Annotated in this window: 21 protein-coding genes and 1 pseudogene; 8 read left to right on the top strand and 14 right to left on the bottom strand. The window is 68.9% G+C overall.

Annotation, left to right across the window (positions count from 1 at the left end):
- The 5 genes from xseA to FV217_RS12700 form a co-directional block, all read right to left on the bottom strand.
- Window positions 1-605, bottom strand: a 605-nt coding sequence (gene xseA / locus FV217_RS12720; protein ID WP_147817551.1) for an exodeoxyribonuclease VII large subunit, incomplete at its 3' end; no start/stop codon positions are given.
- Between the two features lie 46 nt (window positions 606-651).
- Window positions 652-990 carry a hypothetical protein gene (locus FV217_RS23425; RefSeq protein ID WP_238231658.1) on the bottom strand — a complete coding sequence of 113 codons (339 nt, stop codon included), beginning with the start codon at window positions 988-990 and terminating at the stop codon, window positions 652-654.
- Window positions 991-1,193: 203 nt separating this feature from the next.
- Complete coding sequence (locus tag FV217_RS12710) at window positions 1,194-1,964, bottom strand: helix-turn-helix transcriptional regulator (RefSeq protein ID WP_147817550.1); 771 nt, start codon at window positions 1,962-1,964, stop codon at window positions 1,194-1,196.
- Between the two features lie 61 nt (window positions 1,965-2,025).
- A complete protein-coding gene (locus FV217_RS12705) occupies window positions 2,026-2,610 on the bottom strand; it encodes a class GN sortase (protein ID WP_147817549.1) in 585 nt (194 codons plus the stop codon).
- Entirely contained in the window at window positions 2,610-4,700 is a 2,091-nt protein-coding gene (locus FV217_RS12700; protein WP_238231656.1) for a marine proteobacterial sortase target protein, read from the bottom strand. The genes FV217_RS12705 and FV217_RS12700 overlap by 1 nt, the downstream gene beginning before the upstream one ends.
- A 429-nt stretch (window positions 4,701-5,129) precedes the next feature.
- Here FV217_RS12700 and uvrA point away from each other — a divergent pair, with 429 nt between their 5' ends.
- From uvrA to FV217_RS12685, 3 genes are all read left to right on the top strand, one after another.
- On the top strand, window positions 5,130-8,213 hold the full coding sequence (uvrA, locus tag FV217_RS12695) for an excinuclease ABC subunit UvrA (protein ID WP_147817547.1): 3,084 nt from the start codon (window positions 5,130-5,132) through the stop codon (window positions 8,211-8,213).
- Window positions 8,214-8,757: 544 nt separating this feature from the next.
- Window positions 8,758-9,771: a transporter gene (locus tag FV217_RS12690; RefSeq protein WP_147817546.1), complete on the top strand. Its 1,014-nt coding sequence runs from the start codon at window positions 8,758-8,760 to the stop codon at window positions 9,769-9,771.
- A 220-nt stretch (window positions 9,772-9,991) separates the two neighbouring features.
- A complete protein-coding gene (locus FV217_RS12685; protein WP_147817545.1) occupies window positions 9,992-10,552 on the top strand; it encodes a fasciclin domain-containing protein in 561 nt (186 codons plus the stop codon).
- Between the two features lie 215 nt (window positions 10,553-10,767).
- On the opposite strand, the gene FV217_RS12680 is transcribed toward FV217_RS12685, so the two are convergent.
- Window positions 10,768-11,478: an anti-sigma factor gene (locus FV217_RS12680; RefSeq protein ID WP_147817544.1), complete on the bottom strand. Its 711-nt coding sequence runs from the start codon at window positions 11,476-11,478 to the stop codon at window positions 10,768-10,770.
- On the bottom strand, window positions 11,475-12,026 hold the full coding sequence (locus FV217_RS12675) for a sigma-70 family RNA polymerase sigma factor (RefSeq protein ID WP_147817543.1): 552 nt from the start codon (window positions 12,024-12,026) through the stop codon (window positions 11,475-11,477). The genes FV217_RS12680 and FV217_RS12675 overlap by 4 nt, the downstream gene beginning before the upstream one ends.
- A gap of 245 nt (window positions 12,027-12,271) precedes the next feature.
- On the opposite strand from FV217_RS12675, the gene FV217_RS12670 reads away from it, so the two are divergent.
- Window positions 12,272-13,246 (top strand): S1C family serine protease, encoded by a 975-nt coding sequence (locus FV217_RS12670; RefSeq protein WP_147817542.1) that lies wholly within the window; start codon window positions 12,272-12,274, stop codon window positions 13,244-13,246.
- A 96-nt stretch (window positions 13,247-13,342) separates the two neighbouring features.
- Window positions 13,343-14,767: a methylenetetrahydrofolate--tRNA-(uracil(54)-C(5))-methyltransferase (FADH(2)-oxidizing) TrmFO gene (trmFO, locus tag FV217_RS12665; RefSeq protein WP_147817541.1), complete on the top strand. Its 1,425-nt coding sequence runs from the start codon at window positions 13,343-13,345 to the stop codon at window positions 14,765-14,767.
- Between the two features lie 12 nt (window positions 14,768-14,779).
- Here the strand turns inward: trmFO and FV217_RS12660 are convergent, their stop codons facing one another.
- The 7 genes from FV217_RS12660 to yajC form a co-directional block, all read right to left on the bottom strand.
- The gene (locus tag FV217_RS12660; protein WP_147817540.1) at window positions 14,780-15,385 is read right to left on the bottom strand and encodes a GNAT family N-acetyltransferase; all 606 of its coding nucleotides are present in this window, start codon (window positions 15,383-15,385) and stop codon (window positions 14,780-14,782) included.
- A 122-nt stretch (window positions 15,386-15,507) separates the two neighbouring features.
- The gene (locus FV217_RS12655) at window positions 15,508-17,244 is read right to left on the bottom strand and encodes an L-lactate permease (protein WP_147817539.1); all 1,737 of its coding nucleotides are present in this window, start codon (window positions 17,242-17,244) and stop codon (window positions 15,508-15,510) included.
- 146 nt (window positions 17,245-17,390) lie between these two features.
- Entirely contained in the window at window positions 17,391-18,272 is an 882-nt protein-coding gene (locus tag FV217_RS12650) for a phytoene/squalene synthase family protein (protein ID WP_147817538.1), read from the bottom strand.
- A 10-nt stretch (window positions 18,273-18,282) separates the two neighbouring features.
- The gene (locus FV217_RS12645; protein ID WP_147817537.1) at window positions 18,283-18,678 is read right to left on the bottom strand and encodes an MTH938/NDUFAF3 family protein; all 396 of its coding nucleotides are present in this window, start codon (window positions 18,676-18,678) and stop codon (window positions 18,283-18,285) included.
- A gap of 7 nt (window positions 18,679-18,685) precedes the next feature.
- Complete coding sequence (gene secF / locus FV217_RS12640) at window positions 18,686-19,627, bottom strand: protein translocase subunit SecF (protein WP_147817536.1); 942 nt, start codon at window positions 19,625-19,627, stop codon at window positions 18,686-18,688.
- Between the two features lie 127 nt (window positions 19,628-19,754).
- Window positions 19,755-21,356: a protein translocase subunit SecD gene (gene secD, locus FV217_RS12635; protein ID WP_147817535.1), complete on the bottom strand. Its 1,602-nt coding sequence runs from the start codon at window positions 21,354-21,356 to the stop codon at window positions 19,755-19,757.
- Window positions 21,357-21,423: 67 nt separating this feature from the next.
- A complete protein-coding gene (yajC, locus tag FV217_RS12630) occupies window positions 21,424-21,759 on the bottom strand; it encodes a preprotein translocase subunit YajC (protein ID WP_147817553.1) in 336 nt (111 codons plus the stop codon).
- Window positions 21,760-22,164: 405 nt separating this feature from the next.
- Between yajC and FV217_RS12625 the strand changes: the two genes are divergently transcribed.
- The 3 genes and pseudogenes from FV217_RS12625 (at window position 22,165) to FV217_RS12615 (ending at window position 23,964) form a co-directional block, all read left to right on the top strand.
- Window positions 22,165-22,377 (top strand): hypothetical protein, encoded by a 213-nt coding sequence (locus FV217_RS12625; RefSeq protein WP_147817534.1) that lies wholly within the window; start codon window positions 22,165-22,167, stop codon window positions 22,375-22,377.
- 31 nt (window positions 22,378-22,408) lie between these two features.
- On the top strand, window positions 22,409-23,320 hold the full coding sequence (locus FV217_RS12620) for a metallophosphoesterase (protein WP_147817533.1): 912 nt from the start codon (window positions 22,409-22,411) through the stop codon (window positions 23,318-23,320).
- 89 nt (window positions 23,321-23,409) lie between these two features.
- Window positions 23,410-23,964: pseudogene (locus tag FV217_RS12615) on the top strand (TerB family tellurite resistance protein).
- Window positions 23,965-24,017: the final 53 nt, after the last annotated feature.

Genomic DNA, 24,017 nt, shown 5'->3' with positions numbered 1-24,017 from the left:
GCCGCGCCCTCCCCCTGCACCCGCACCGGCCAGACCAGCACGGGTCGCGGGAAGCGGTCCTGCAGGCGGTGCAGGATGTCGCGGATGACCGCGCCGGTCGGCGAGGTCACCACGCCGATGACGCGCGGCAGGTAGGGGATCGGCCGCTTGCGCTCGGGGGCGAACAGGCCTTCGGCGGCCAGCAGCTTCTTGCGCTCCTCCAGCAGCGCCATCCAGGCGCCGATGCCGGCCGGCTCCATCGAGTCGACCACGATCTGGTACGAGGATTTCCCGGCAAAGGTCGTGATCTTGCCGGTGACGAGGACTTCGAGCCCCTCTTTCGGCTTCTGCCGCAGGCGGCCGAGCACGCCCTTCCAGACGACGGCGTCGATCTTGGCCGTGCCGTCCTTCAGCGAGAAGTAGGCGTGGCCGGAGCCGTGCGGCCCGCGATAGCCCGAGATCTCGCCGCGTAACCGGACATGACCGAAAGCGTCCTCGAGCGTCCGCTTCAGAGCGGATGCGAGATCGCCTACCGACCATTCGGGGGCGTTGCCAACGAGATGCGAGGACGGCGGCGTGTCCGTGCCGAGCGGAGGCGTCGCTTGTGGAGGGGGAACGAGAGGCATGCCGAGACGCTAAGGCGAAGCCGCGGCAATCGCAATTTCGGTACGGCTAGAACAGCCCGGCAAATGCCAACACGGCCGTCAAGGTTGGAACGACCGCGATGCCGACGGCCCAGTGCCAGGCATGAGCGCCGCGGGGACGGCGGTTGTCGTTGGCGGCATGGGGAGCGCTGCGACGGGCCACGATGTAGTGCGAAAGACGCACCTTTTCCGGCTGCGGGACAGCGTCCTGGGGCGGGACATGGATGCGGCAGATCGGCATGGCTCCAGACAACGCCGATGCGGGCATCGCCGTTCCGCTCGCACGCAGAGATCGTGGGGTCATGATGCCGCCGGCCTGAGGCACGGTGCGGTCGAAACGTTTTGCGGGGGCGGCGAGGTCGCGCATGACGTCTTCCTCAATGACCGAGAGCGACTGCGAGCGTCGGCCAGCTCAGTGCGAGGCCGGCGACGGCGAGGCTGGCGGCGAAGACGAAACGGTGCATGGTCGATGGCTCCCTGCGGCTCACCGATGACGCGCATGGGGCGGCCGGGTTCCCTCCCCTCTCGACGTCCATGCGAAGGCTGGCGGCCCGACAGACGCACCCGAACTCACGCCGGGCAGGTGAAGAACATTGCGTAGGCATCGTCGCTGACGCGGGCTAGCGCCTCGCGGCAGGCGGCGAAGCCCGGATGGCCGGGCGCGATCCGGCCGTAGGCGTCGGCTCCGGCCGGGACGCCGCGTTCCGGGATCAGCGCCAGCGGGCAGGCCGCCGGGGTCAGGTGCGAGCCGCGGCCGGAATGCAGGGTCGTCAGGATGCCGTACATCTCGCCCCGGATCGTCGGGCGGCAGAGCATGGCGATGCGGTGCTGGCCCTGCCAGTTGGTGACGAGATAGATCTGGCCCGACAGGTTCGGCACCGAGACGAAGCCTGACTGTGCGAACGGCGCATCGAGCCGCTCGGCCTCGCGGAAGGCGAGCCGGCCGCTCTCCGGCTCCCAGGCGATCTCGGTGCGGTAGGCGAAGATCGCATCCGCCGCACCGAAGGACGGTCGCAGGGTAAGGTAGCGGCCCTCCAGCCAGGACACGCCTTCGCGGGAATAGGCGCCCAGCTCTTCCGGCGCATGACGCACCGTGTCCGAGGATTTTTCGTGTGGCGCGGCACCGCGCAGGCCGACGCCGAGCGCCTCTTCGAGCCGGATCGTGGTGGCCAGGGTGAAGGGGCGGCGGCCCGACAGCGCTTTCTCCAGGGTCGAGATGCTGATCCGCGCCTCGTCGGCCAGCATCTGCCGCGAGATTCGCCGTCGCGCCAGCGCCTCGCGCACGGCCTGGGCGATGGCCCGGCTCTGCGCCTCGGGCAGTTCGGTCTCCGCTGCTGACATGCGCCCCTTCCGGTCGGTGCGCACAGATCCGCACGAAACCGGACAGGATGGCAAGGCCGGCTCAGCTGCCGATGTCGCTGTCGGCCTCCACGATGAGGCGTAACGAGCCATGAGTGACCGCGTCGAGGGGCCAGCAGGTGGACAGCACCAGCCGTCGCCCTGGCGCCTCAGGATCGATCCCGGACGAATCCCACGCAGCGACCCTGCTGCCGGTTACGCGAAACGTCGCGGTTCGCCCGTCGGCTCGGGTGACGGCGATCGGGTCGCCGGGCTTGAGCCGGCCGAGGACGGCGAACTGCGTGTCGCGGTGCGCGGCGTAGACCGCCGTGCCGGGCTCGCCGGCCTGTGGGGTGCCCTCGACATGGCCGGGGCCGAAGGCGAGGGCCTGTCCGCTGCTGCCGGCGAGCGCGATGAAGCTACTGCCGTCGAGGGTGAGACGGGCGACCGGGACCGTGTCGGCCCAGGGCCAGGGGCGGATCGGCCGCCTGGTCGCCAGGGTCTCGGCGAATGCGCGTTCCAGCAGCACCTGCGCCAGGGCCGCCTTGGCCGGAATCCAGGCCGCTTGGGCCGTAAGGCCGAGGCCGGCCATGACGAGGAGGACGGCCGCAGCCGCCCTTCCCCTCGCTCGGATGCCGAGACCGCGCATCACGCGAACCGGCGGGCGCGGGCGACGAGCAGGCCGAGGCCGAGCAGCGTCAGCCCGAGCCAGAGCCGGATCTCGAAATCCGTCGCGGTCTGCGGCAGGCTGACCTGACGGATCGGCGCGGCCGCTTCGGCCCGGCGCTGGACCGGCGGCTTGGCGACCCCCTCCGGGCGCTCGCCGGCCGGCCCGAACACCGTCTCGAAGTCCCAGCCCGCGGGCAGGTTCAGCGGCAGTTCGGTCGCGGCGAGACGGGCCCCTGCCGGACGGCGCGGGGTGGCGTCGATGGCCACCAGGCTGGTGAGGCGCGTCATCAGCTTGTGCGCCAGGGCGAGCTTCAGGATCGCCGAATCCGCGGTGTCGGGCGTGAGCTTGCCAGTGATGCGCGCGGTCTCGGCGTCGCCGATCTTGGCGCGCGCCCAGGCCTTCGAGATGCCGGCGCCCTCGGGCGCAGTCGCGAGATCGAGACTCTGCCGCCAAGGCGTGTCGCCGATGCGTCCGCTGAGGGTCAGCGTGCCGCCGGCCTTGGCGAGTTTTGCCGAGAGCATCAGCGGCTCGCCGCGGTAGAGGTCGGGCAGCAGGTCGGGCGTCACGTCGGCGCCGTGCTCGGAAAAGGTCGCGACGAGGTCGGTGACGACCGGGCTTTCGAGCTTGGCGAACAGCGCGCGGGTGCGCTCGGCGACCTGATCGATGGTGCCGATGTTGGTGTAGCTGCCGCGCCCGAGTTCGGCGGCATGGGTCATCAGGTGGCCGTTCGGGGCCGAGCCGATGCCGACCATGAACAGCCGCGAGCGGCCACGCCCGGCGCTGATCGCAGAGAAGATCTGGTTCTCGTTGCCGATGGCGCCGTCGGTGAGGAAGACGATCTGGCGGACGCGGGTCCTCTCCTCCGGGGTCGGATCGGCGAGCGCAGCCTTGAGCGGGGCCAGCATCTCGGTGCCGCCGCTGGCCTCGATCCCCGCGACGAAGGCTTTTGCTTGCGCGAGGTGGCTCTCGTCGGCCGGCATCGCGCCGGCAAAAAGGCTCTGCATGGTATTGTCGAAGCGGATGACATCGAAACGGTCGCCCGCGTCGAGGCGATCCAAGGCCGCCAGAAGGCTGGCCTTGGCCTGCCGCATCGAGGCGCCGGCCATCGAGCCGGAATTGTCGATGACGAAGGTCACGTCGCGCGGGCGGCGGGGGCCGGGCTGGCCGACGGGCGGGGTCACGCTGGCGAGAACGTAGTCGTCCGCGCCGATATGCTCGCGGAACAGGCCGATGGCGGGCGTCTCGCTGGGGGCCGGCCGCCAGGTCAGCTCGAAATCGCTGTCGGCCGGGACGGGGCCGTCATCGAGGCTGATCCGGCGGGCATCCGGCCCGGTCTCCTCGATGCGGACCTTGTGGGTGTCGCTGCGCATCGCCCCGAGGGCGAAGCCCGCCTTGAGGGTGACGTGCAGCGTCACCGGATTGGTGGGAGCGTGCTTCGCGGGATCGAGCACGGGCGGGCCGATGCGGGCGCGGTCGGGCACCGGATCGCTGCCTGCTGCAGCCGAGCCTTCGCCGACGAGGTTCACGATCGGCGGCGCCGGGTTGTAGCGGGGCGCGACGACGAGGGGCACGCGGAGCGCGTAGGTGTCCCCCGAGTGGCGGATCGTCTGCTGGTATTCGATGCGCACCAGCACGGTCTCGCCGGGGCCGATATTGGCCACCGCGTTGGTGAAGACGTTGGGGCGCTCCTGCTCGGTGAGCGCCGCGGTCTTGCCCTCGCTCTTCGCTGCCTCGTAGTCGCGCCGGGCCTGGGCGCGCTCGCGGATGTCGGCGACGATGATGCGGTCGCCGACCACGAGCTTCATGGCATCGACCGCCGCATCCTCCGGCAGCGGATAGACGTAGGTGCCCTCGACCCATTCCGTGGTGGTGTTGCGGAAGGCCTGGGTGACGACGGCTCGCGCGGTCGGCCCGCTGACTTCAACGGTCACGTCGGTCATCAGGCGCGGCGCCTCGACCGGGGCGGCATCGGACGGTCCGCGCAGGACGAGTTCGCCGCTGCCGGGCGCGACCGGCGCGGCACGGGCCGTGCCGGGGCCGGCGAAGAGGGCGAGGAGGCCGATGAGCACTGGCGCGAACCGGGTTGCCCGCGGACGGGCTCCGATCGCGAGGGAGGGACTTTTGATGAGGAAAGGACTTGGGATCATGACGCATCTCCGGGTCGTCCGGCGTCGGGGCCGGTCGATCCGAAGGGTCTCGCAGGGCGCCCTGCCCCGCCACGGGCAAGGTCACGCTTGTTCGGCAGCCACCCGCACCGGCGCGGTCGGCGAAGGCGGATTCGTGCGGAGCGCGTGCGTGCCGGTGCGGTCGCATATGGGCGAAGGACGGATTGCCGCCGCATGGCCGAACCGCCATGGCCGGCGGTGTACTCTTTTCGTTCCAGGCGCTAGGGAAACGCCGAACGGTCTTGTCCAGTCCCGGCGGGACACGACATGGGTTTCGCGCGGCGTTTCGAGCGTCCGCATGCCGTCACGACCTCTCGCGAGACTGAGCCCTGCATGGCCAGAGCCACACAAGCCGCCAAGCCAGCCAAGACGTCGGCGCCCAAATCCGCCGGCAAGGCTGTGGCCAAGCCTGCGGGTAAAGCTTTGGCGAAGGCACCGTCGAAGCCGGTCGAGAAGTCCGATACCGAGCTCGACAGGTTCTTCGATCAGGCCGGCCCGGCCGCCCGCGATACCCGCGTCATCTCCGTGCGCGGCGCGCGGGAGCACAATCTCAAGAACGTCGACCTGACGATTCCGCGCGACCGTCTCGTGGTGTTCACGGGGCTCTCGGGTTCGGGCAAGTCGTCGCTCGCCTTCGACACGATCTACGCCGAGGGCCAGCGCCGCTACGTCGAGTCGCTCTCGGCCTATGCCCGCCAGTTCCTCGAGATGATGTCGAAGCCCGACGTCGACCAGATCGACGGGCTCTCTCCGGCGATCTCCATCGAACAGAAGACCACCTCGAAGAACCCGCGTTCGACGGTCGGTACCGTCACCGAGATCTACGACTACATGCGCCTGCTCTGGGCGCGCGTCGGCATCCCCTACTCGCCGGCCACCGGCCTGCCGATCGAGAGCCAGACCGTCAGCCAGATGGTCGACCGGGTGCTGGAGCTGCCGGAGAAGACCCGGCTCTACCTGCTCGCCCCCGTCGTGCGAGGCCGGAAAGGCGAGTACCGGAAAGAGATCGCCGAGTACCAGAAGAAGGGCTTCCAGCGCCTGCGCATCGACGGCGAGTACTACCCGATCGACGACGCGCCGAAGCTCGACAAGAAGCTCAAGCACGACATCGACGTTGTGGTCGACCGCATCGTGGTGCGCGACGACATCAAGGCGCGTCTGGCCGATTCCTTCGAGACGGCCCTCGAACTCGCCGACGGTATCGCGGACATCGAATTCGCGGAGACCGCCGAAGGCGAAACCCCCAAGAAAATAACGTTCTCGTCGCGGTTCGCTTGCCCCGTCTCGGGCTTCACCATCCCCGAGATCGAGCCCCGGCTCTTCTCCTTCAACAACCCGTTCGGAGCCTGCCCGACCTGCGGCGGCATCGGACACGAGATGCGGATCGATCCGGAACTCGTGATCTCCGACGAGGGGCTGACCCTGAAGCGCGGCGCGGTCGCGCCCTGGGCGAAGTCGACCTCGCCCTATTACGAGCAGACGCTCGAGGCGCTGGCCAAGCACTTCGAGTTCAAGACGACCGTGCCCTGGGCCGCGCTGCCGACGGAGGCGCGGATCGCGATCCTCTACGGCACGGCCAAGGAATCGGTGCGCTTCGCCTATAACGACGGGCTGCGCTCCTACTCGGTCAACAAGCCCTTCGAGGGCGTCATCCCGAACCTGGAGCGGCGCTATAAGGAGACCGAGAGCGACGCGTCCCGCGAGGAGATCGGCCGCTACATGAGCGCCACGCCCTGCGAGGCCTGCGACGGCAAGCGGCTGAAGCCGGAGGCGCTCGCGGTCAAGATCGACATGCAGGACATCGGTCAGGTCACCGGGCTTTCGGTGCGCGAGGCGCACCGCTGGTTCTCCGAGATCTCCGAGAAGCTGACGGCCAAGCAGAACGAGATCGCCGTCCGCATCCTCAAGGAGATCCGCGACCGGCTGACCTTCCTGGTCGATGTCGGGCTGGAATACCTGACTTTGGCGCGAGGCTCCGGCTCGCTGTCCGGCGGCGAGAGCCAGCGCATCAGGCTCGCGAGCCAGATCGGCTCGGGCCTGACTGGTGTGCTCTACGTGCTCGACGAGCCCTCGATCGGCCTGCACCAGCGCGACAACGAACGGCTGCTCGGGACGCTGAAGCGGCTGCGCGACCTCGGCAACTCGGTGATCGTCGTCGAGCATGACGAGGACGCGATCCTGCAGGCGGACTACGTGGTCGATGTCGGCCCCGGCGCCGGCATCCATGGTGGCCAGATCATCGCGCAGGGCACGCCCGCCGAGGTCCTGAAGAACCCGGCGTCGCTCACGGCGAAATACCTGACCGGCGAGATGTCGGTTCGTACGCCGACGGCGCGGCGCACGGCGAAGAAGGGCGCGCTCAAGCTCTTCGGCGCGCGCGGCAACAATCTGAAGGACGTCGACGTCGCGATTCCACTCGGCACCTTCACCTGCATCACCGGCGTCTCCGGCGGCGGCAAGTCCACCCTCGTCATCGACACCCTGTACAAGGCCGTCGCGAAGAAGCTGAACGGGGCGCTTGAACACCCGACGCCGTTCGACCGCCTCGAAGGCCTCGAGCATCTCGACAAGGTCATCGACATCGACCAGTCGCCGATCGGACGCACACCGCGCTCGAACCCGGCCACCTATACCGGCGCCTTCACGCCGATCCGCGACTGGTTCGCCGGGCTGCCCGAGGCCAAGGCGCGCGGTTACCAGCCGGGGCGCTTCTCCTTCAACGTGAAGGGCGGGCGCTGCGAGGCCTGCTCGGGCGACGGCGTCATCAAGATCGAGATGCACTTCCTGCCGGACGTCTACGTCACCTGCGACGTCTGCAAGGGCAAGCGCTACGACCGCGAGACGCTGGAGGTGAAGTATCGCGGCCGCTCCATCGCCGACGTGCTCGACATGACGGTCGAAGAAGCCGCCGAGCTGTTCAAGGCCGTCCCGACCATTCGCGAAAAGATGGAGACGCTGAAGCGCGTCGGACTCGACTACGTCCATGTCGGCCAGCAGGCGACGACGCTGTCCGGCGGCGAGGCGCAGCGGGTGAAGCTCTCGAAGGAGCTGTCGAAGCGGGCCACCGGCCGCACGCTCTACATCCTCGACGAGCCCACCACCGGCCTGCACTTCCACGACGTGGCGAAGCTCATGGAAGTGCTCCACGAGCTGGTCGACCAGGGCAACACTGTGGTGGTGATCGAGCACAACCTCGAGGTCATCAAGACCGCCGACTGGGTGATCGACATGGGTCCCGAGGGTGGCGACGGCGGCGGCATGGTCGTCGCCGAGGGCACGCCGGAGCAGATCGCGAAATCGACTGCGAGTCACACCGGGCGATTCCTGCGCGATGTTCTGGCGCGGCGGCCTGCGACGGCTCGGCCGGTGCCCGCTGGCGATGCCGCGACCCCGAAACGGCGTCAGGCTGCCGAATAGTTCGATGCGCCGGCGCGATTCGACTGGAGTCGGTCGCGGCAGCCGAACCGATTCTGCGGGTACAGCCTCGCGAGAGCCGGTCGCGTTGCCCCGATTCTCGGTTTCGTGGCCATGGCCACGTGTCCGGCCGAGCCGGCGCCCGATCCGCGGAAACGGCAGCTTGCGCAACCGTCCCTCCCTCGATGCCGGTTGCACCCGTATCGGTGTCTTACGGCAAAGCTTTGATCCCGATGCGCTATTTTGCCGAGCGCAGGCCTCCGAGGCGTCTGTTGCGCTGCAGTAAAGCTGCCAAAACGCTCTGTTGCCCCGCGGCAAAAATGCGGCTTTTGGGCAACGGTGGATCTGCAACTGCCCAGCGGAACGGCAAAGCTCTGTCCTTCCGGATCGGAGTGTAGAATAGTTCCCATCGTTGAGACATGAGGTGAGGCCGTAAGGGGGCGCTTGAGGCGACGGAACAGAACCCGCGAAGCAAAGCGAGGTACTGACCAAGTCGTGTTCAAGGCTACGGGGCGGACGCCTGAAATCCTTGGGAAGGAATGAGAAAATGATGAAGAACTGGCTTGCTGCAGGAGCCCTCGCGCTCACCGCCGGACTGACCGCTACCGCCGCCCAGGCCCAGACCACCACCGTTCCCGGTGAGCAGGTCGGTCTCGCCACCGGTGCGCCGCTCCCCGAGGGCGTCTACGCCCTGAACACCTTCGTCTACCGTTCGCCCGACGCGCCGGTCGTGAACAGCCCGGTCGACGTCGCCGTCAACGTGCCGGTCCTCGTCTGGGCCACCCCGTTCGTTCCGCTCGGCGGCCGCATCGAGCTCCTCGTCGCTCCCCCGACCGTCTTCGCCTTCGGCCGTAACGGCGGCCCGACCGGCATCAAGGATCTCTCGATCAGCGTCGGCACCTTCGTCGGCGGCATCTGGGCCTTCGATCTCGGCGGCAACTTCGGCGTGTCGGTCCTCGGCGGTGTCTACCTCAACGACCTGAACGGCGATCGCGGCGTCCTCGTCCAGAACAACGGCGCCTTCGTCGGCGCTCCGGTGCTCTCGCAGCTCGCTTCCAACACCTACCGCGCCGGCATCGCTGCTTCGTACACCGGCGATGGCTACAACCTCACCGCCAACCTGACCGGCAACTTCTACGACTCGCCCGGCCGCTTTGACGGAGCGAACGTCGCCGGCTTCGGCAACACCCGCGGTCCGTTCGTGATCTCGGACTCGCTGAACCTCGACCTGACCGCCACGAAGAAGTTCGACCTCTTCAACGAAGGCAAGCCCAAGTTCGAGTTCGGCGCCATCGGCTACGGCACCGTCAACGTCGGCAACGCCGCCAGCATCGTCGGTCGCCAGGGTCGCTTCGCCCTCGGTGGTCTCGTTGGCTACGACTTCGGCCTCTTCACCGCCCAGGCCTACGTCGCTCGCGACGTCGTGACCCAGGCCCGCTTCGTCGATGCCACCGGCCGCAGCCGCGACATCGAGAACACCGAAGGCTGGGTCCGCATCATCGTCCCGCTGTACAGCCCGGCTCCGGCTCCGGCCCCGGCCCCGATCGTCCGCAAGTATTGATCCGAACCGGGACGCCCCCTGGGCGTCCCGACTCGGCAACGAGGACAAGCCGTTCGATCCCTCGGGGTCGGACGGCTTTTCTTTGCGCGCAGTCCGGCCCCGGTGGTGCGGCGAAGACTATTTTCTCGGACGCGATGGGATCGCGCGAAACTTTAGGCCTCCTGCGCCCGTAACGACGCCTGAACCCCGGACAACCGGGCGTCGAACAGGAGGACTACCCATGATCCGTGCACCCCAGCGCATCGCCGCCATCGCACTCTCGCTCGCCCTCGGCGCTGCCATGCCCGTCGCCGCCTTCGCCAAGAACCCGATGGTCGGCGGCGCGCCGATGTACGCCTCGAAGACCATCGTCGAGAACGCGGTGAACTCGAAGGATCACACCACGCTCGTCGCCGCCGTGAAGGCCGCCGGCCTCGTCGACACGCTGTCCGGCCCCGGCCCGTTCACGGTGTTCGCACCGACCAACGCCGCCTTCGCCAAGCTGCCGGCCGGCACCGTCGAGACCCTGGTGAAGCCCGAGAACAAGGCCACCCTCACTGCGATCCTGACCTATCACGTCGTTCCCGGCACCCTGACCGCCAAGGACCTGGCGGCGGTGGCCAAGGAAGGCGGCGGACAGGGCACGATCAAGACCGTGCAGGGCGAGCCGCTCACCGTGCAGACCAAGGGCAAGAAGGTCTTCGTGACCGACGCCAAGGGCAACACCGCCACCGTCACCATCGCCAACGTGATGCAGTCGAACGGCGTCATCCACGTCATCAACGGCGTCCTGCAGCCCTGATCCGAACCGGATCGCAGCACGACGAAAACCGCCCCGGCTCGCGAGAGCCGGGGTTTCCTTTTGCGGATTTGGTCGGATGCCTGGGAACTCGTCCCAGGACGGCTAAAGCGACGGCGAACCCTGATACCAGGGCGCAGCACAAGCGCCGCGAAGCTTCGCTGCTACAGGCGCCCGTGAAGGGGCTTCGCAACAGGTCCGACCGCTCGGCGAAGAAATCAGTCGCGGATCAACTTGCCGGTATAGACGACCTGCCCGGTCGGCTGGCCGGTGGGGGAGCCACCCTGCGGCTCGACCGAAACCGCGATGAGGCCGTCGCTGCCGGCGCCGGCCGGGAGCGCGATCCGGCTCGCGCCCGTGCCGACGAGGCCGAGCGTCTTCGGGGTCTTGTCCGCGCCGATGAACCAGAGCTCGAGGCTGCGGCCGTCCGGCGCCTTCGCGGCCACCGGGCGCACCTGCGCCGTGCCGGTGCTCGTGTCGACGCTGACGATCAGCGCCGGCAGGTCGCCGGCACTGGTGACGACGGCGACGTAGCGGCCGGCGGAATCGGGCGCCGGCATGCGCGGCCCCACCGCGACGAACAGAGCGAGCCCGGCCGCGATCAGCCCGGCGCCGGCCGAGGCCAAGCGCCAGCGCCGGACCTGGCCCGACAACGCGGCGATGCGGTTGTCGTTGGCCGGCCTTGCGATCGCCGACGGTCCCGGCAAGGCCTGGACGATCGCGCCCCAGAGGCGCGGCGGCGGGTTCTCCTCCGGGACGGCGAGGCTCAGCGGCGCGAGCCGGCGCTCCCAGTCTCGCACGTAGGCCTCTGTGACCGGGTCCGTCCGGATCTCGGCTTCCACCACCGCGCGCTCATCGGCGGGCAGGGTGCCGATCACGTACTCGGCAGCACGAAAGTCGCGGTCGGTATCGAACGGGCCGGCGCTCATCGGGCGCCCTCCAGGCAGCCCTTGAGGGAGGCGAGCGTGCGATGCAGCCAGGTCTTGATGGTGTTGACCGGCTTGTCGTGGCGGCGCGCCAACTCCTCGCGCGACCAGCCCTCGCAATAGGCCAGCATCACGCACTCGGCCTGGGTCGCGTCGAGGCGGCCGAGGCAGACCCGCAATGCGTCGCGGTCGAGCAGCGCCCCTTCGCTGGAGCGAGGGTCGGCCAGCCGCTCCAACCAATCCTCGCCGTCCTCGTGCACGGGACCCTGTACCTCACTCTTGCGCCGGACACCGTCGATCGCGCGGTTGCGTGCGATGGCACAGAGCCACGGCAGCGGCCGTCCGTTCTCCGGGGCATAGGAGCCTGCCGCCTGCCAGACCTTCAGGTAGACGTCCTGAAGCACGTCCTCGGCTAAGCTCCTGTCGCGTTGGATACGGAGGACGATGCCGAATAGTTTCGGAGCGGTGAGATCATACAGCGCCCGGAGTGCGGATTGGTCCCCGGCGGCAATCTCGCGCAGGAGCCGCTGCAATGTCGGATCGTCACGCAAGGGTCTTCACCTGTTCGTCGCGTGACATGGCGTGTGCCGGATCCTGCCCTGCCGTTCGCTAAGCGGAACGTTGGAAACATCTTTACCCGAGACCGCGGCAGCGCGCCACGGGGCGACGGTGCGAACGAACCGGGACGGTTCGGCGACCGGATCGTGACGGGGCGGGTGTCGGAACCGGCCTCCCGACCCTATTCTCTCCAAGCTATCTGCCGACCTCACCGGAGGGAGGCCCAGGTCCGTTCCCCATGGCCGTCCGCGGCGCTTCCAGGATTCCCGCCTCCGTGCAGCCCAAGCCCGCCGATTACAGCTACGACCTCGACCGGGCCCTCGCCTCGGTCGTGTCCCTGTCGAGCCGCATACCGTCCGAGGCCTTCACGGCCGAGACGCTCGGCACCGAGCGGGCCGGCAACGGTGTGGTCATCGGCGAAGACGGGCTGGTGCTCACCGTCGGCTACCTGATCACGGAGGCTGAATCCGTCTGGCTCACCACCCATGACGGCCGCTCGCTGCCGGCGCATGTCGTCGGCTACGATGCGGCCACCGGTTTCGGTCTGGTGCAGGCCCTCGGCCGGCTCGACCTGCCGGCCCTCAAGATCGGTCATTCGGAGGCGCTGAAGGTCGGCGACAAGGCCGTGGTCGCCGGTGCGGGCGGACGCGGGCACAGCGTCGCGGTCGAACTCGTCGCGCGCCAGGAATTCGCCGGCTACTGGGAATACCTGCTGGACGAGGCGCTGTTCACGTCGCCCGCCCATCCGCATTGGGGCGGCACGGCGCTGATCGGCCCGGACGGCGACCTCCTCGGCATCGGGTCGCTGCAGTTGCAGCAGGGCGGCTCGGGCAAGGCGCAGGCGATCAACATGGTCGTGCCGATCGACCTGTTGCCGCCGATTCTCGACGAGCTGCGCCTGCAGGGGCGCACCAGCGGACCGCCCCGGCCCTGGCTCGGCCTCTACGCTACCGAGACCGAGGACGGCGTCGTGGTGATGGGGCTGGCCGACGACGGCCCGGCCCAGGCCGCGGACCTTCGCCCCGGCGACATCCTCTCGGCCGTGGCCGGTGAGCCCGTCGCCGACCTTGCCGGTTTCCTGCGGCAGGTCTGGGCGCTCGGCGAGGCGGGAGCGCGCGTGCCGCTGAGCGTGCGGCGGGACGGCACCGACATCGCGCTCTCCGTGATGTCGGGCGACCGCGAGCGCTACCTCGTGCGGCCCAAGCTGCACTGATTTCTTTGCGGTTTTGAAGGGACATTGCGGGCGTCCGTGCGGCCGACCGAACCGCGAGGCGTTGATCCTCCGGGGCGCGATCCGCTATTCCGGCGCATGACCGGATCGAACCCCATTCATATCATCGGCGGCGGCCTCGCAGGCTCCGAAGCCGCTTGGCAGATCGCCGAGGTCGGCCACCGCGCCGTGCTGCACGAAATGCGGCCCGTGCGCCGCACCGATGCGCATCATTCGCAGGATCTGGCCGAGCTCGTCTGCTCGAATTCCTTCCGCTCCGACGACGCCAACGGCAACGCCGTCGGCCTGCTGCACCAAGAGATGCGCAGCCTCGGTTCGCTGATCCTGCGGGCGGCCGACGCGCATCAGGTGCCGGCCGGCGGTGCGCTCGCCGTCGACCGCGACGGCTTCGCCGCCGCCGTCACCGCCGCGCTCGAAGCGCACCCCAACGTCACGGTCTGTCGCGAAGAGATCGACGGCCTGCCGCCGGCCGATTGGGATCAGGTGATCGTCGCCACCGGTCCCCTCACCTCTCCGGCGCTGGCCGAGGCCATCGCCGGGCTGACCGGCGCGGAATCCCTCGCCTTCTTCGACGCCATCGCGCCGATCGTGCATCGCGACTCGATCGACATGGGCAAGGCGTGGTTCCAGTCGCGCTACGACAAGGCCGGGCCGGGCGGCACCGGGGCCGACTACCTCAACTGCCCGATGGACCGGGAGCAGTACGACGCCTTCATCCAGGCGCTGATCGCCGGCGAGAAGACCAGCTTCAAGGAGTGGGAGGCCTCGACCCCCTATTTCGACGGTTGCCTGCCGATCGAGGTCATGGCCGAGCGCGGACCCGAGACCCTGCGCCACGGCCCGATGAAGCCGGTGGGGCTGACCAACCCGCACGATCCGACGGTGAAGGCCTGCGCCATCGTCCAGCTGCGCCAGGACAACGCACTCGGCACGCTGTTCAACATGGTGGGCTTCCAGACGAAGCTGAAGCATGCCGAGCAGGTGCGCGTCTTCCGCACGATTCCGGGCTTGGAGAACGCCGAGTTCGCCCGCCTCGGCGGGCTCCACCGCAACACCTATCTCGACAGCCCGCGCCTCCTCGACGCGACTCTGCGCCTGAAGGCCGAGCCGCGCCTGCGCTTCGCCGGGCAGATCACCGGCTGCGAGGGCTATGTCGAGAGCGCTGCGATCGGCCTGATGGCCGGGCGCTATGCCGTGGCCGAGCGCGAGGGCCGTACGTTGGCGCCGCTGCCGCAGACCACGGCGCTCGGCTCCCTCATCGCCCACATCACCGGGGGGCACCTTGCGGCCGAGGAAGAAGCCGGCAAGCCGCGGTCGTTCCAGCCGATGAACGTGAATTTCGGGCTGTTCACGCCGCTCGACCGGATACCGCGCAACGAGACCGGCAAGCGCCTGCGCGGACCGGAGAAGGCGGCGCTGAAGAAGCGCGCGCTGACCGATCGGGCGCGGGCGGATCTGGCGGCTTGGATGTCGGGGGAGGTTTTGCCGAGCGCTGCGGAGTAATCGCGACGGTGGTTATCGCGCTCGTGCGCCGTCCGGTCTTGCGGTGCCGCCCGATCCGGCCGAATGGCCCTGCGGCGCATCCCTCACGTCCCACACCATGAGCTTGCGGCCCGGCCGCTGGCCGCCGTCGCCGGTGGGGCGGAAGCCGAGGCCGTGCAGCATGTTCCAGGAGGCGACGTTCTCCGGCCGGCATTCGGCGACGACCGCGCGGCGGGGATAGGCCCCGGCCAGCGCCCGCACCACGGCGCCGACGCCCTCCGCGCCGTAGCCGCGACCGCGGGCCGACCCGCCGATCCAGTAGCCGATCTCGATCGCCTCCAGCGCCCGCAGATGCGCGCCGACGATGCCGACCAGGCTGCGGTCCTCGCGCTCGTGCAGGCCGAGGAAGACGTCGCGGCCGGTGTCGGCCGCGCGGATCAGCCCGCGGGCATCCTCGATCCCGACGCGTTCGGGCAGGAAGTCGACCGCGCCGGTGATCGCCGGATCGTCGGTCAGGCGGCGGACCTCCTCGGCCATGTCCGCGTGCAGCGGTGCGATGCGCAGGCGATCGGTGTCGATCGCCGGCAGGGCGAGGCGTTCCCAGCGGGTGCCGCGCCTGATGCGAGTGAGAATGCCCATGGTCTCGAGATGGGGGCGCCGGAGCGCGGGGAAAGGGACGGGCGCGAGGCCCGATGATGGGACAGACGAAAAGGCCGCCCCGGATCATCCGGGACGGCCTGCGTTTCCGCCATGGCAGCCGGTCAGTGCGCCGGAGCCGCCATGGTCGGCGGGTGGATCACCATCTCGGTGAACGGATAGACATAGGCCTGGAGCATCACGAGGCAGCCGACGAGGCAGGCCAGGGCGATCGAGTGCCAGAACACGAAGCGCAGGATCTTGCCCTCCTGGCCGAAATAGCCGGTGGCGGTCGAGGCGACGACGATCGACTGGGCGTCGATCATCTTGCCCATTACGCCGCCGGACGAGTTCGCCGAGGCCATCAGGATCCCTGAGAGCCCGAGCTGTTCCGAGGTGATCCGCTGCAAGCCGCCGAAAAGCACGTTCGAGGCCGTGTCCGACCCGGTCAGCGCGACGCCGAGCCAGCCGAGCAGCGTGCCGAAGAACGGGTAGAGGATGCCGGTTCCGGCGAAGGCAAGTCCGAGCGTGGCGTCGACGCCGGCGTAGCGGGTGAGCACGCCCAGCGCGAGCATCGCTGCGATGGTGATGAGCGAATAGCGCAGCACCCAGATCGTCTCGACGTAGGCGGTGACCAGGCGCTTGGGCGAGAAGCGCATGATGAAGCCGGAGAGGATCGCGGCGATGAAAACGCCGGTGCCCGTGTAGGACATGTAGCTGAACTTGAAGATGGCCGGTTCCGCCTTCGGCGCGGCTTCGACGGGCGGAACCTTCATGATCATCTTGTGAAGGCCGGGCACTTCGTAGTTCCAGATGAAGATCGGATCGACGATGTCCTTGAAGAACTTCGTGCCCCAGATCGCCACGACCACCGAGAGGATGATCCACGGCACCCAGCTCCAGGCGATCTCGCTGGAGGTCGCGGTGCGCTCGGGCGCGGTGGAACGAGGAAACTCGCCGGGGGTGCCGGCGGCGGCCGCGCGGCCGCCGTTGACGTAGCCGACGGAAGGGTCGTTGCCGCGGAGCGCCGGGGAGGTCCAGATCTCGGCGGGCTGCCAGACCTTCAGGAACAGCACCAGCGCCGCCATCGAGACGAGCGAGGCGCCGATGTCGACGATCCAGGGGTTCACGTAGTTCGAGATCAGGAACTGCGCGGTGGCGAAGGAGGCGCCGCAGACCAGGATCGGCGGCCAGATCCTGATCATGCCGCGGAAGCCCGCGAACACCCAGATCAGCCAGAACGGTACGATCAGCGAGAAGAACGGCAGCTGCCGGCCGATCATCGCGCCGAGCACGTAGGGGTCGTAGTTGGTGACCGAGGCGAGGCCCTGGATCGGAGCGCCGAGGGCGCCGTAGGCCACCGGTGCGGTGTTGGCGATGAGCGACAGTCCCGAGGCCGCGAGCGGCGAGAAGCCGAGGCCGATCAGGATCGCGCCCGTCACCGCCACCGGGGTGCCGAACCCGCCCGCGCCCTCGAAGAAGGCGCCGAAAGCGAAGGCCACCAGCAGGAGCTGGATACGCCGGTCGGCCGTGATGCCGGCCACCGATTGTTGGAGGACGCCGAACCAGCCCTTCTCCACCGTCAGCCGGTAGAGGAAGATCACGTTGAGGATGATCCAGCCGATCGGGAAGAAGCCGGTGACCATGCCGAGCACGGCGGCGCGCCAGGCGAGATCGCCGGGCATGCCGAACAGGAACACCGCCACGGCAAGCGCCAGCAGCAGCGAGAGCACGGCCGCGATATGCGCCTTGACCTTGCCGCTGGCGATCATGCCGAGCAGCGCGATCACCGGCAGCGAGGCGGCCAGCGTCGAAAGCCACGCATTCCCGAAGGGATCGTAGACCTGATTCCAGGTTTGCATGGGGCCGTGCTCCTCCGACGGCGCGGTCTTGTAGCCGGCCTGGGAGTATCGCTAGCAGAGCGCGGGAAGCCGCTCAACGACGCTTAATGATGTATTCAGAGGGTGTTGCGCCTGCGCGTCGCGTCGCCGGGCGAAGCGCCTCGGCGTCACCCTCTCTTGGCCGCCCGCCAAAGCCGCCAGAGCCTGCGCCAGCGCGGCATCTCGATCGTCGTGTTGAGCGGGTCGTAACTCGCCCGCTCCATGGCCGAGAGATAACCCTCGACGAGGGCGACCGGCAGGAAGGCCGGCCGGGCGGCGGGCGCGATGGTGGCGCGGGCCGATTCGCAGGCCTTGAGGTGGCGGCGGGCGAGCGCGCGCAGTTCGGCGCAGGCCCGCACGAGCCCGGGGCCGCCGCGGCCCGATACGATGTCCTCGCGGGTGACGCCGTTCTCGCGCAGCAGGTCCGCCGGCAGGTAGACCTGTCCGTTGCGGGCGTGCCAGGGCAGCGCCCGCAGCAGCCCGGTGACGCCGTAGGCGACGCCGGCATGGCCTGCGGCGGCCGCGCCTCCCGGCTCGGCGCCGTCGGCGAGGACGAGGCCGCCGAGGCGGATCAGGGCGGAGGCGGTCTCGCCGCAATAGCCTTCGAGATCGTTCACCCGGGGCATCGGGTCGTCGTAGAGATCGAACACCCGCGCATCGATCAGGTCGACGAAGGGCTGCCGGCCGAGCCGGCGCTTGACGATGGCGTCGTCGAGGGCGGCCGCGACGGGATTGGCCTTCACGTCCCCCCTCGCCTCGCCCTGGAGGGCTTCGCGCCACCATTGCAGGCGGATCTCGCCGGCCATGGGGTTCGACGCCGCGTCGCGCACGCGAGCGACGGTGAGGCTGAAAGCGCCGAGGGCGAAGAGATGGGGCCGGAAGGCGGCGGGTGCGAACAAGGTGGCGAAGTAGCGGTCGGGGTCACCCTCGCGGACCAGCTGCTCGCAATGACGGAAGGCGAAGGCGAGACCTTCGTCGGGGACGGCGACGCTGGTCTCGGTTTTGGTCACGCGGTCCTCGTCATGCGACCGCAATCAACGCGGCGGCGACCTTGCGGTTCTCGGCCAGCAGAATGTTGTAGGTCCGCGCGGCGGCGCCCGTCTGCATCACGTCGAGGCCGATGCCGCTGTCCTTGAGGCGGCGGCGGAGCGCCTCCGGTAGCGGCACGATGTCGAGCCCGGTGCCGACGAGCAGGAGTTCGATGCGCTCGCTCTCGGCGATCACCGGCCGGAGGCCGGCGAGATCGATGCCTGTCGCCTCCGTCGCGGCCCAGGCCCGGATTCCGGAGGGCAGCATCAGCACCGAACCGCGATGCGACATGTCGGCGAAGCGGAAGCCGCCGTTGCCGTAGGCGTCGATGCCGTAGCGGCCGGGAACGAAACCCGATGGAATCGTATCGTGCTGGCGCCCGTCCATGCCGCTCCTACTCGGCGGCCTGCGGTAGGCCGCTCTCGCGCTGGGCGGATTTCACGCCCGACAGCATCAGGCCGATATAGATCAGCGCGGGCGTCGAGACGAAGATCGCGGAATAGGTGCAGATCACTACGCCCGCCAGCATCACGGTCGCGAAGCCATGGATCGCCTCGCCGCCGAACAGCACCAGCGAGAGCAACGCCAGCGAGGATGAGATCGAGGTCATCACGGTGCGCGACATGGTCGAGTTGATCGAGAGGTTCAGCAACTCGACGGTCGGGATCGTCTTGTAGCGGCGCATCAGCTCGCGGGTCCGGTCGAACACCACGACGGTCTCGTTCAGCGAGTAGCCGACGATGGTCAGGATCGCCGCGATCGAGGTCATGTTGAACTCGATGCGGGTGATGATGAAGATGCCCACCGTCAGCACGATGTCGTGCAGGGTGCCGACGATGGCGCCGAGCGCCAGCTCGCGCTCGAACCGGAACCAGAGGTAGAGCAGCACCGCGACGACGGAGAGGACGACGCCGATCGTGCCCGATTGCACCAGCTCGCCCGAGACGCGGGGGCCGACGGTCTCGGTTCGGCGGAAATCGTAACCCGCGTCGAAGGCGGCGTGCGCCTTCTGCATCACGGCGGTCTGACCCTGCTCGCCGGCCTGGAGCGGGAGCCGTACGAGCACGTTGCCCTGCCCGCTGAGCTCCTGAACCTCGGCCTCGCCGAAGCCGAAGCCGTTGGCGGTGTGACGGATCTCGGCGACGTTCGCCTCGCCGGATTTGGCCTGCAGCTCGACGAGCGTGCCGCCCTTGAAATCGATGCCGAAGTTCAGGCCGACCGTGAGGAACAGCACGACGGTCGCGATCGACAGCACGGCCGAGAGCGGAAAGGTCAGCCGGCGGAATCGCATGAAGTCGAAATGCGATTCATCGGGCCAGAGTCGGAGCAGGCGCATGGTCTGTCTCGGTGCAGCGTGCGTGTCGGGACGGCGCGCCGTCCCGTGGATTCTTTGCGACTTCAGCGGGCCTTCCGGAAGGGCGATGCCTTCGGAACGGCCGGGTCTTCCAGAACGGCAAGGTCTTCTAGAACGGCAAGGTTTTGGGCCGCGCGTATTTGTACCACAGCGCGATCATCATCCGGGTGAGCGTCACCGCCGTGATCACGGTTGTGAGGATGCCGAGGATGAACACGACCGCAAAACCCTTCACCGGGCCGGAGCCCATGAAGAACAGGATCAGCGCGGCGATCGCCATGGTGGAGTTCGAATCGATGATGGTGGCGAAGGCCTTGTCGAAGCCGGCCTGCAGGGCCGAGACGAGCGAACGCCCGGCCCGCTGCTCTTCGCGCATGCGCTCGTAGATCAGCACGTTCGAATCGACCGCTGTCCCAATGGTGAGCACGATGCCGGCGATGCCGGGCAGCGTCATCGTCGCCTCCAGCACCGACATCAGGCCGAGGATCAGGCCGACGTGGACGGCGAGCGCGATGTTCGCGAAGAAGCCGAAGGTGCCGTAGGTCGCGAACATGAAGATCACGACGAAGATCGCGGCGAACAGCGTGGCGTGCTTGCCGGCCTCGATCGAGTCCTTGCCGAGGCCGGGGCCGACGACGCGGCGCTCGACCACGGTGAACTTCGCGGGCAGCGCGCCGGCGCGCAGAAGTACGGAGAGGTCGTTCGCCTGCTGTACGGTGAAGTTGCCGGTGATCTGGCCCGAGCCGCCGGTGATCGCGGTGCGGATCACGGGTGCCGAGACCACCTCGTTGTCGAGCACGATCGCCATGCGGCGGCCGACATTCTCCGAGGTGGCCTGACCGAAGCGCTGGGCGCCGCGCAAGTTGAACTTGAAGCTCACCATCGGCTCGTGCGTCTGGGTGTCGAAGGCGGGCTGCGCGTCGGTCAGCTCGCCGCCATCGGCCATGACGCGGCGCTCGACGGGGACCTTGGCGCCCTTCTCGTCCTTGGACGGCAGCATGTCGACGTCGCCCGAAGGGCTGTCCGCCAGCATGCGGAATTCGAGCTTGGCAGTGGACCCGAGGAGCTTTTCGAGGCGCTCCGGGTTCTGCTCGCCTGGGACCTGCACCAGGATGCGGTCGGCGCCCTGCTGCTGGATCGAGGGTTCGAGCGTGCCCGTCGAGTCGAGGCGGCGGCGGATGACCTCGATGCCCTGGCTCACGGCCCGGCGGGTGCGATCGATGATGCCGGCATCGGTGAAGGTAAGCGAGATCAGGCCGTCGGGCTGCTCGTTCACGTCGAGGGTGCCGGTGCCGGCCGAGGCGATGCTCTGGATCGGCTGCGAGAGCTCGCGCAGCTTCGGCATGATCTTGGCGCGGCCGGCCGCGTCGGCGATGCGGACCTGGACGCCGCGCTTCAGCGTCTGGATGCCGCCGTCGGCGCGGACCTGCTCCTGCTGCAGCGCCCGGCGCACGTCGTCGCGCAGGCCCTTCACCATCGAGCCGGTCAGCTCGTTCTGGTCGACCTCCAGCAGCAGCTGCGAGCCGCCCTGCAGGTCGAGGCCGAGTACGATCGCGCGCTGGGGGATGATCCAGTGCGGCACGAAGCTCGGCAGCGCGGCCATGAAGCCCTTGCGCTGCTCGGGGGAGAAGAAGCTCGGGATCGCGAGGCTGAGCCCCACGAGGATGACGGCGAGCGTCCCGATGATCTTGGACTTCGAAAAGCGCAGCATCCGCCGGTTCCGACTCTTCTTCTTGTCAGGGATGAAGGGCTCGAGACCCCCCTCCCGCCGCGCCGCCTCAGGCTGCCTTGACCGGGGCGCCCTTGACCCGGACCTCGGAGATCATGGTGCGCACGATCTTCACGCGGACGTTCGGGGCGATCTCGACTTCGACCTCCGCGGCGTCGTCGGTCACCTTGGTGACGCGGCCGACGAGTCCGCCCGTGGTGACGATGGTGTCCTCGCGGCGCAGGGCCTTCACCATGGACTGGTGATCCTTGAGCCGGCGCTGCTGCGGCCGCAGGATCAGGAAGTACATGATCACGAAGATCAGGGCGAAGGGCACCAGCTGCAGGGCGATCTCGCTGCCGCTGGAGGCGGCGCCGGCTCCTTGCGCGAAGGCGGGGGTGATCAGCACGGAAACTCCTGATGGTGCGACGGCCCGCACCGCGGCGTATCCGGGTGATGGATTGGGTTCGGGCCTGTCGAAAAGCGCGCGGACTATAGCCACGGGCGACCCGAAAGCAACGGCGCCGATCGCGGTTGCGTCGCCGCCGCGACGGCGATGGCCCGAGATCGGCCGCTCCACTCTATTGCCGCACTGCAGCAAGACTGCCCGAAAGAACGCCATGCTCAAAGCGTGGGCTTCGGAGAAACCTTAAGGTTACGTTCATGGAAAGGACCAGCATAGTATTCTCCCGGTCTCGACGATGCCCATGTCGGGCCGCAATGATGCCCAACCCTCGTCGCGGTCACTGGCGACATCTGCACGCGAAGGCCGATCAACGGCCCGGACAACACGGGACAGGACCCAGGAACGATGTACGCCTCCAATCGGAGCCAGGATGCCGTCGGCCAGTCGGGCTCGCGCGGTACGGACGACAGCCGGGGCCGCGAGAGCTTTCGCCCCGTAGCGCTGCCCGCTTTGGCCGCCGCCGTCCACATCGGCAGCGCCGCCGCCCAGGCCGTCCGCGCCAAGGTCGCGGCCCAGCGCACGTCGCGGATCGTCTACGAGGACGAGCCGTTCATTTGAGCGCTGCCCTTGGCGGCTCGGCGGATTGGGCATGCTGATCCTGCCGAGCCGCCGGCAGGTGCTGACCGGGCTCGGCGCGAGCGCCCTCGCCGCGGGGTCCACCGGCACCTACGCCTTCGCCATCGAGCCGCGCTTCCGGCTGGCGGTGACGTCCTATGCTCCCGTGCTGCCGGGCTGGACGCCCGGGCTCTCGCTGCGCATCGCGGCGATCGCCGACATCCATGTCGGCGAGCCGTACATGCCCCTCGACCGGGTCGCGGAGATCGTCGCGGCGACGAACGCGCTGAAGCCCGACCTGATCCTGCTGCTCGGCGATTATCCGGCGGGCCGGCGGGTGACTTGGACGCGCGTCGCGCTGCCCGATTTCGCCCGCGTGGCCGAGGGCCTCCGCGCGCCCCTCGGCGTCCACGCCGTCCTCGGCAACCACGATTGGTGGGACGACACCGACGCCCTCGACGCCCGCAAGGGGCCGGTCGAGGCACGTCGGGTGCTGGAGGCGCGCGGCATCCCGGTGATGGAGAACGATGCCATCCGCCTCCTGAAGGACGGCAAGCCGTTCTGGCTCGCGGGACTCGCCGACCAGCAGCCCTTCAAGGTCCGGCGCGACCTGCGCAGCCTCGCCGACATCCCCGGCACGCTCGCGAAGATCACCGACGATGCCCCGGCGATCCTGATGGCGCACGAGCCCGAGATCTTTCCGGAGATCCCCGACCGGTTCGCCCTGACGCTGTCCGGCCACACCCATGGCGGGCAGGTCCGGGTCTTCGGCCACTCGCCGTTCGTCGCCGGCTACCACGACCCGCGCTACATCTACGGCCACGTGGTCGAGGGCCGGCGCCACCTCATCATCTCCGGCGGGCTCGGCGTCAGCAATGTCGGCGTCCGCTTCGGGGTGCCGCCCGAGATCGTGCTGATCGAACTCGGGTCGCCGCGCACAGCTTGAGCGCTGCGTCACCCTTGATCCGCCCTTAAGGCAATGGTTGATCCCGACGAAACCGCAACGCTGTCGAGTCGCAACTCGGAGCCCGACCGATGCCCGCCCTCATGCTCCTGGCCGCCGTACTGGGCGGGATCCTGTTCTGGGTCCTGAGGGTCCACGGCACTGTCCGGGCGCTGCGCGAGGTCGACCGGGACACCAAGGGCCTGCAGGGGCGGGCGCGGTCCGTCCTGCACGACATCTTCGGGACGCAGCTCGGCCGGGTGCGCGACGTCCGGCTCGCCGCCACGATCCTGATGATCCAGATCGTGCGCACCGGCAGCCCCGTCACCGCCGCCGAGAAGACGCAGATCCTGGAGCTGATGGAGCACTCGCTCGCCGTCGAGGCCATCTCGGCCACCTTCGAGCGCGCCTGGGGCTAGACCCAGGCCCGGCGCCCGTTCTCCCTGGTCGCGGACGAGCTGCTGCCGCTGCTGCGCGAATCCCTGACCGGCCCCGAGCGGACGCAGCTGATCGAGATGCTGAGCAAGGTGGCCGGCGCGCATTCGAGCCCGAGCGAGTTGCAGCGCGAGGCCGTGACGCGGCTGAAGCGCAGGCTCCTCTCCGGCACGCCGGCACTGAAGGCGGGCCGCTCCGGCGATGTCGGCTGAGGCCCGGCGGCGCCACGCCGCGCTCGCCCTCGGCTGCCGCGCGCCCTAGACTT

Source organism: Methylobacterium sp. WL9, assembly GCF_008040035.1.
In the GTDB taxonomy this organism is placed as follows: domain Bacteria; phylum Pseudomonadota; class Alphaproteobacteria; order Rhizobiales; family Beijerinckiaceae; genus Methylobacterium; species Methylobacterium thuringiense.
The sequence above is the reverse complement of the archived record's forward strand: the minus strand, read 5'-3'. Positions and strand labels throughout refer to the sequence as shown.

Coding starts and splice junctions, on each gene's coding strand:
- FV217_RS23425 (WP_238231658.1), bottom strand. CDS start 990: ATGCGCGACCTCGCCGCCCCCGCAAAACGTTTCGACCGCACCGTGCCT.
- FV217_RS12710 (WP_147817550.1), bottom strand. CDS start 1,964: ATGTCAGCAGCGGAGACCGAACTGCCCGAGGCGCAGAGCCGGGCCATC.
- FV217_RS12705 (WP_147817549.1), bottom strand. CDS start 2,610: ATGCGCGGTCTCGGCATCCGAGCGAGGGGAAGGGCGGCTGCGGCCGTC.
- uvrA (WP_147817547.1), top strand. CDS start 5,130: ATGGCCAGAGCCACACAAGCCGCCAAGCCAGCCAAGACGTCGGCGCCC.
- FV217_RS12690 (WP_147817546.1), top strand. CDS start 8,758: ATGATGAAGAACTGGCTTGCTGCAGGAGCCCTCGCGCTCACCGCCGGA.
- FV217_RS12685 (WP_147817545.1), top strand. CDS start 9,992: ATGATCCGTGCACCCCAGCGCATCGCCGCCATCGCACTCTCGCTCGCC.
- FV217_RS12680 (WP_147817544.1), bottom strand. CDS start 11,478: ATGAGCGCCGGCCCGTTCGATACCGACCGCGACTTTCGTGCTGCCGAG.
- FV217_RS12670 (WP_147817542.1), top strand. CDS start 12,272: ATGGCCGTCCGCGGCGCTTCCAGGATTCCCGCCTCCGTGCAGCCCAAG.
- trmFO (WP_147817541.1), top strand. CDS start 13,343: ATGACCGGATCGAACCCCATTCATATCATCGGCGGCGGCCTCGCAGGC.
- FV217_RS12660 (WP_147817540.1), bottom strand. CDS start 15,385: ATGGGCATTCTCACTCGCATCAGGCGCGGCACCCGCTGGGAACGCCTC.
- FV217_RS12655 (WP_147817539.1), bottom strand. CDS start 17,244: ATGCAAACCTGGAATCAGGTCTACGATCCCTTCGGGAATGCGTGGCTT.
- FV217_RS12645 (WP_147817537.1), bottom strand. CDS start 18,678: ATGGACGGGCGCCAGCACGATACGATTCCATCGGGTTTCGTTCCCGGC.
- secF (WP_147817536.1), bottom strand. CDS start 19,627: ATGCGCCTGCTCCGACTCTGGCCCGATGAATCGCATTTCGACTTCATG.
- secD (WP_147817535.1), bottom strand. CDS start 21,356: ATGCTGCGCTTTTCGAAGTCCAAGATCATCGGGACGCTCGCCGTCATC.
- FV217_RS12625 (WP_147817534.1), top strand. CDS start 22,165: ATGTACGCCTCCAATCGGAGCCAGGATGCCGTCGGCCAGTCGGGCTCG.
- FV217_RS12620 (WP_147817533.1), top strand. CDS start 22,409: ATGCTGATCCTGCCGAGCCGCCGGCAGGTGCTGACCGGGCTCGGCGCG.